Source organism: Paenibacillus sp. TAF43_2 (assembly GCF_052113545.1).
Taxonomy (GTDB): domain Bacteria; phylum Bacillota; class Bacilli; order Paenibacillales; family Paenibacillaceae; genus Pristimantibacillus.
Genome location: NZ_JBFRDK010000067.1, coordinates 22618 through 29707 on the forward strand (window position 1 = coordinate 22618; position 7090 = coordinate 29707).

Sequence of the window (7090 nt, forward strand, 5' to 3'; positions counted from 1 at the left end):
ACTATCGTGAAAATTGTATTGATAGGTGGAGGAAGCTTCGTATTTGCACCAACGGTACTCGAAGATATTATCGTAAAGGAGAGGCTTGCAGGCTGTGAGCTTGTCCTTGTTGATCCAAATCTGAATGCGGCTGAAGGGATGGCAGCAGCTGCAAGAGAAATAGCAAGGCAGTTAGAGGTAGACATGCTTGCGACTGCAACGGTAAACAGAAGAGAAGCGCTAATAGGTGCGGACTTTGTTATCGTATCCGCCTCGGTTCAAGGTGCACGCCGTTGGCAAATCGATTTTGATATATTGCAGGCACTAGGGATGGCAGATCAAGCAAGGGAATGTGGAGGCATGGGGGGCTTAATGAATGCATTCAGGTCCATTACGCTGATTATGGATATTTGCCGTGATATGGAGGAGCTGTGCCCGCAGGCGTGGATTCTGGATGTAACGAATCCAATGCCTCGTGTCGTAACGGCAGCAGCACGTTATTCATCGATTCGCATAGCTGGATTTTGCAATATTGCGTACCTTGGTGCTGAGGGCTACACATTCCTGCCAAAGCTGCTCGGCAAATCGGCCTCTGAGGTATCTATCGTAACTGCTGGACTTAATCACTTTGCATGGGTGATGGAAATAAAAGATAGCCGCACGGGTGAGGACCTTCTGCCTAAGCTTATCCAATATATTGAAGAGGAGAACTGGTCTGATCAAGATGAAGGGACGAAGCGCGAGCTTCGTATCACTAAGCGATGGCTGCGCGAGTATGGTGCAGTCGCGGCTGGACACGTTGATCATCATGCGGAATATCTTCCTTATCAAGAGGACATTCATTACACAACAGCACCTCCATATCATGGGTCGCTCGAAGAACGCAGCAGACGCTTGGAAGAGCTGAAGCAGATTGGCGCAGGCAATATGCATTATGATCGTTTATTTGATCATGGCAGCTGGGAGCATCCCGTTGCGCTAGCTCAAGCGTTGTATACGGGCAGCGACCTTCAGATTGATATTTTGAACGTTAAGAATGATGGCGCAATACCGGGTATTCCTTCGGATCGAATCGTAGAAATACCAGTGACCGTATCAGGCGGCATGATTCATCCGGTAGAGGTTCCAGCATTCCCAGAGCCGCTGCTTCAATTGTGCCGCGCGATTTCGGATGTTCATGAGCTTGTCGTTGAAGCAGCAGTGACGGGCAATGTCTCTATTGCGAAGAAAGCGATAGACGCCGATCCGGCTATTGAAAATAAAGAGGCTGCTTATCAAGCTTTGGAGCAGATGCTCGAAAGCCATGCTGATTTACTGCCACAGTTTCATTCGTAATGTCTTCGCGAAATAGAACGATAGAAATGTTCACAGGAGAGCTGCTTCTTAGAAATAAGGCGGCTCTTCTTTTTATTGTTCTGGGGCATACATCCGATAAATGCGAATGTACATAGCCGCTAGATGATGGAGATGGTACAATTATAGGAAAAAGATTTAAGGGAGAGACGCATGGAAGTTTCTAGACTAGATGAATTAAGACAAGCGATCGATCAAATCGATCACGACATTATTTCCTTGCTTGCAAGGCGGTTTCAATTAACGGAGGAAGTGGGTATGTACAAAGCAGCAAATCATCTCGCTGCACAAGACCTGAGCCGTGAAGCCAAACAATTTGATAAAATAAAGAAACTTGCGAGCAGCCATGATTTGAATCCAGAGACAGCAGCTTCGATTTATAGATGCTTAATGGATGTTGTTATTTCACGGCATAAGGAAATTGAGCAGGTTTATGCGCTGAACAATCGTGATTAGCTGATATATAAAAACAATATTAATCAACTATTGTGTGATGAAGAAAGGGATGGAAACGATGATTTTATACGAGAAGGAAGACGCATTCATATTGATCGCTCAGCATGATCATGCGAGAATATCCGGAGATCTTGTTTCTGCCTGGCAGAGCCAGTTATTTCATAGTGAGGAACGAAAAGATGAATTGGCTTACGCAGCATATGAGCATGACAGCAGCTGGATTGATTTGGACCGTATTCCGCTTTGGAATGATGCAGCAAATATGCCGTTTTCGTTCCGCGATTTTCCAGGCAACATCCGCTTTTTCTTCTATTCTAAAGGCTTGGATCATGTTCAGRAAACGAGCGAATACGCCGCTTTGCTTGGCAGTATTTTGTATACGACGCTTGCTGAAAGGTTCAGAAATGAGGATACGATTACGTTTGTAGAACGTGAATTTGCAAGACAAAGCGCGATCATCGAGCGACTGCAGCTGGACGTTAGCCTGCTTCAGCTTCATGCGAAAGCGCTGCTGCTTTGTGATGAGCTGTCGCTGTTTGTATGTATGGAGCAGCCGGGAACGCCTCGAAATCAATATGAATGGTTTGCTGATGGGTTTCCCTATTGGTTCGATCGTACGGGGCAAACCTCATTGATAGCGGATTGGAAGGATGAAACGACGATCCAATTGCATCCATTCCCTTTCAAACATGAGGTGAAGACTTCATTATCTTATAAAGAAGTAAGCAAGGCGGACATAGCTGTTTATGGGATCGCAGAAGCTTATCAGCGTGCAGAGCTGCTTGAGCATAAGATTCGTTTTCAGCAAGCGCCATAGAACTAATCAATGATTGAATGAAGGAAGGAAGGATACCGCATATTTGCCGGTATCCTTCTTTATTAATCCCTCGATACTTACTTAACTGGCCCCATCGAAGCTATTTCTAAATCCACTTTTACACGCACTTCAGCATTCGCAAATGCTTCACTCCAATGATCCTCTACCTTGCAGAATTCCTTGTATTCTTTTGCTCTTGCATACACCCCAAGCCCAATCGGATCGATTTTATGTTTTTGCAGTTTCCCGATAATGCTCATAAATTGTTCCTGCATGAGAACAGCAATCTGTTTTTCAAGCTTTGTATCATCCTTTTCCACATTGAAAGGGAAAAGATGCTCGGAGAGGCCAACCCTAGTCTTCACGAGGATGTCAAACTTGAATTTATTGTTTTCATAGGAAGTTTTGATTTTTGTTTTTACTTTGGCGCCAGTCAGGCTTAAAATATTCGTTTCAAATGGTTTGTGTACTGGCTCACCAGGAATGGGGTAGGACAAACTGAAGCCCGGTGAAGCCTGCTTCTGCAAAATACTTAACAGAATCGTTTCTTGAGGGCCTAAAGAAATCTCATATTTGCCTTTCTGATTCAGCAAAGCGGAGCCTTTCAGCCTAACCTGATTATTGACGATCTTCACCTCAGCAATGTAAGGCGTCAAGCCTTTATCATAAAACTGCCTGTGAAATTCTTGGGCGGTCGTCGCATAGGTTTCCGATTTTATCGATTTGGTGTCGACCATGCCCCGGAGCAGAATAGGAAGCAGCGGCTGATCAGGAGGATTTAATGAAAATACCTCCTCTAAAGAGCCATCAACAGCAATAACACGGTCGGTTACCGTGTTTCTTGCGTCGCGAAACAACACATCAAGCATCGGAAACCAGTCCTCGTAACTTAGAAAATGTCTGCCTAGGAGGATTACTTGGTAATTTCTCCCTTGGATGGAGCCGCTTGATTGCGAGTCTTGAATCGCTTTGGATTGCCGAAGCGAGTTAGCGGTTCCTGACGTTTCTTGACTCTTTTTCTTTATGTTTTTGCTGAAAACGGGAGCGGATGAATAAAAATGGAATTTATCATTTTTATCCAAATCCATGCCAAGAGCAAGCGGTGTTGCCGCATTTTCTAAATACAGCTGATCCCCGCAGGCGGATGCAGTAAGGCAAATCGTAATGAACAAGCAACATACAAAAAAGAGTCGCAGCTTCATAGATCAGCCCTCCGATGTATTCGTTTGTAAATGACCATATATATCAGCAGTAGATTAGGGAGTATATATTCCATCCCAAAACCAAACCAAGTAAGCCATAATTCAATTTGATCGCTTTGCTTGAATGAGGGAATGTGAATAAAAGTAGCTATCGCAAGAATAATGCACAAGATACGTAATGGGATACGATGGTTGCTTAGCACGAAAACCTTGCTTATGCAAAAAGAGACGATATACATAGACGGAATCCAAACGAGTGAGAAGACGAACAAATAAAACGCGATGAAAGGCACCTCAATCCGTTCAATAAAGCGAAATTCAATTGTTTTGAGAATACTGATGATTGGATCATTATAAAGTGTGATTTCATGGGGACTGAAGTAAATGAAGCATATGATTGTAATAAATAGATGTACAGATAGGGTAATCGTATTGGATATAAATAGTGAAGAAGCAGCTTTATCCTTCTTAACTAAATAAGGATAAAATATAAAAACGGCAGCTAGCCCCAGGTTCGGATAAATTGTTGCTTTCACCGCCGACAGGACGGGCAGCCAACCTACTTTTAATATAGGCAGTAAATTGAGCCAATGAGCATATTTCAGGGTAAATAGATAAACAAAGGGCAACCAGCATGATATGACAGCAACTAGCTCTGCATATCGTCCTAAGATGCGAGGACCGTTTATAGCGATTTTATAAGCGGGTATTAACAGCAGAATCATGAGGATGTAGGACTGTGTGTTTGGCATCAGCCAAATTTTAATAATCAGGATGGTGCGCACAAGACCGTCATACATCAGAGAGAGGAAAAACATGGCCAACAATAGGGTAAATCCTTTGGCAACCCATTTCCCCATCATTGCAGGCAGCGCATCAATTAAAGGTTTATCAGAACAATGTCTCATCACCATAATAATGATATACCCGCATAGAAGACTGATGGCATAACCAATTAGAATGGAAATCCAGCCATCCGTTCCTGCTATTTCTGCTAATTTCCTCGGCAAGGAAAGGACGGCAACACTAATCTGAATACCGGAAATAATAAAAATAAATTGCATCGAAGTTATCGTATTACCTTCGGTGTTCGTCAATGTGCTCAATCCTCCTTCCGAGTGTTTGTTTGACGTTTTTCTTGAAGCGGGAGCGCGTTTTTTGGTCTCTTTTCCATCAGCCATAATGGCGCTCGAATTAGGGTGTCCTTCAAATCTGAGAAACGGAGCGGAGCCAGYGGGCTTCCATATGGCATGCCTAGCGATTTAAGCGTTAATAAATGAGCGATCATCGTCATCAAACCAACAATAATCCCAACAAACCCGAACAGTGAGGATAAAATCATGAGCATGAAACGAATTAAGCGAACGGCTGCAACCATATCGTAGTTTGGCAAAATAAATGAAGAAATGGCCGTAAATGCTACAACAATAACCATAACATTGCTTATTAAGCCAGCTTGAACGACAGCTTGTCCAAGCACAATACCCCCAACGATGCCAACGGTCTGGCCAACGGGGGCAGGCAGCCGGACGCCAGCTTCACGGAGCATTTCCAAAGTGATTTCCATTAGAATGGCCTCCACAAAAGGTGGAAACGGTACTTGTCCACGTGATTCTCCTAGGGTGAGCAGCAGCTTCATTGGAATGATCTCGATATGGAAGGAAACAACTGCGATATAAAAGGCAGGCAAAAATGTAGCAGTAATAAATGCAAACATTCGCAGCAGCCTCAAAAAGGTTGCAATGGACCAACGAGTACTATAATCGTCGATGCTTTGGAAATAAGAGTAGAAGCTGACTGGAGCAACGAGTACGCTTGGCGAGCGGTCAACGACAACGACACATCTTCCTTGCAAAATTTGCGATGCTGCAGAATCTGGCCGCTCAGTAAGAACGAATTGCGGGAAGAGTGAGTAGGGATTATCCTCGATCAGCTCTGCCAGCTCACCCGTGTTTAAAATGACATCTACGTCAATCTTTTGAATGCGATCTTTAAGATCGTTTAACAATTGAGGATTCATTACATCCTCCAGATAAATAATCGTTACGGAGGTCTGGCCGCGCCGACCGACAATCAGCCGTTTCATTTTTAATTCGCGATTCGGGATATAACGTCTGATCATAGCGATATTTTGGCCGCTGGTTTCGACAAAGCCTTGATGGGCGCCTTTTAAGGAGGCTTCCATTTGTGGATCTTCAATTGACCGCTGCGGCCAGCCGCTTGTGCCAAGCACATAGGCCGCCTCTCTGCCGCTCACGAATAATATGGATTTACCGTGCAGTATTGCTATCTCAATTTGGTACCAATCCGTTTCGGGTACGATTTGTCCAATGGTCATCATTAACTCATCACCGGGTTTTCCCCCGCTCGAATCTAGCTGCAAGGGACGAAGGACATCACTATTAATTGCTGCTCCATCTGTCAGCCCATCGATGTAGATGAGTGCTGCTTGCTCAGTTGTTTGCTTGATCGTTAGATTCCTTATGACTAAATCGCTTGTATCAGAAAAAATTTCTCTTATACGTTCTATGTTTACTGTCAGGTCTGAGCTGATAGGTTCTGTTTGATCCATTGTTTGCGTCCTCCCATCCTCGCTGCCGTCTTGATTGATACACCTATTTTGCCACGGTTTACCATAGCTATACGCATGCAAAATAAATACCCCCTTGCGAAAGAGCAAGGGGGTACAATTGATGTTATATGTTATTTTGCTTTACTAACGGCCTATGAGCCTGATTTAAACAACGTTGCAATCGAGCCGCCTTCGGTAATGATTTTAATGGCGGTTGCAAGGAGCGGGGACATCGGCAGTACGACAAATTTACTCGAATGCTCTTGACCGATACTGATCGTATCTGTAATAACGACTTCGCGGATGTTCGGATGATCCAGCTTCTCAAGCGCATTGGCTGAGAACAGGCCATGCGTTGCACATATGTAGGAATCATGCGCACCTTTTTTCTTAAGCGCCTCTACGACGTTTACAATTGTGCTGCCTGTATCAATTAAGTCTTCAATAATAATTGGTGTCATGTCTTCAACATCACCGATGATATGCGTGATTTCAGACTGATTATGAGCGGGACGATTTTTGATCATGATCGCAAATGGACAGTCCAGCAAGCCGGCAAGTTTCTCGGCTGTTGTAGCTCGGCCCGCATCTGGCGATACGACAACAGGGTTTTTGATGTTTTTGCTTCGCAAATAATCAATGATCAAATCAAGCGCCGTTAAATGATCGACTGGAATATCGAAGAAGCCTTGAATCGGGTCAGCATGCAAA

Annotated in this window: 7 protein-coding genes; 3 read left to right on the forward strand and 4 right to left on the reverse strand. The window is 44.1% G+C overall.

The genetic code is table 11. The features are described 5' to 3' along the window. Positions 1 to 6 precede the first annotated feature (6 nt). From AB4Z17_RS16000 to AB4Z17_RS16010, 3 genes are all read left to right on the forward strand, one after another. A complete protein-coding gene (locus tag AB4Z17_RS16000) occupies positions 7 to 1314 on the forward strand; it encodes a family 4 glycosyl hydrolase (protein ID WP_441960795.1) in 1308 nt (435 codons plus the stop codon). A 171-nt stretch (positions 1315 to 1485) separates the two neighbouring features. Next, positions 1486 to 1788 carry a chorismate mutase gene (locus tag AB4Z17_RS16005; RefSeq protein ID WP_441881708.1) on the forward strand — a complete coding sequence of 101 codons (303 nt, stop codon included), beginning with the start codon at positions 1486 to 1488 and terminating at the stop codon, positions 1786 to 1788. A gap of 37 nt (positions 1789 to 1825) precedes the next feature. Beyond that, positions 1826 to 2605, forward strand: coding sequence for a DUF3891 family protein (locus tag AB4Z17_RS16010; protein WP_441960801.1), 780 nt, complete (start codon positions 1826 to 1828; stop codon positions 2603 to 2605). A 77-nt stretch (positions 2606 to 2682) separates the two neighbouring features. Here AB4Z17_RS16010 and AB4Z17_RS16015 read toward each other — a convergent pair whose 3' ends face one another. The 4 genes from AB4Z17_RS16015 to AB4Z17_RS16030 all read right to left on the reverse strand — a co-directional run. Next, positions 2683 to 3807, reverse strand: a complete 1125-nt coding sequence (locus tag AB4Z17_RS16015) for a Ger(x)C family spore germination protein (RefSeq protein ID WP_441960796.1) — start codon at positions 3805 to 3807, stop codon at positions 2683 to 2685. Then, positions 3804 to 4904, reverse strand: coding sequence for a GerAB/ArcD/ProY family transporter (locus tag AB4Z17_RS16020; protein WP_441960797.1), 1101 nt, complete (start codon positions 4902 to 4904; stop codon positions 3804 to 3806). The genes AB4Z17_RS16015 and AB4Z17_RS16020 overlap by 4 nt, the downstream gene beginning before the upstream one ends. Before the next feature lie 5 nt (positions 4905 to 4909). Further along, a complete protein-coding gene (locus AB4Z17_RS16025; protein ID WP_441911113.1) occupies positions 4910 to 6379 on the reverse strand; it encodes a spore germination protein in 1470 nt (489 codons plus the stop codon). Positions 6380 to 6531: 152 nt separating this feature from the next. Then, positions 6532 to 7090, reverse strand: a 559-nt coding sequence (locus tag AB4Z17_RS16030) for a ribose-phosphate diphosphokinase (RefSeq protein ID WP_441960799.1), incomplete at its 5' end; no start/stop codon positions are given.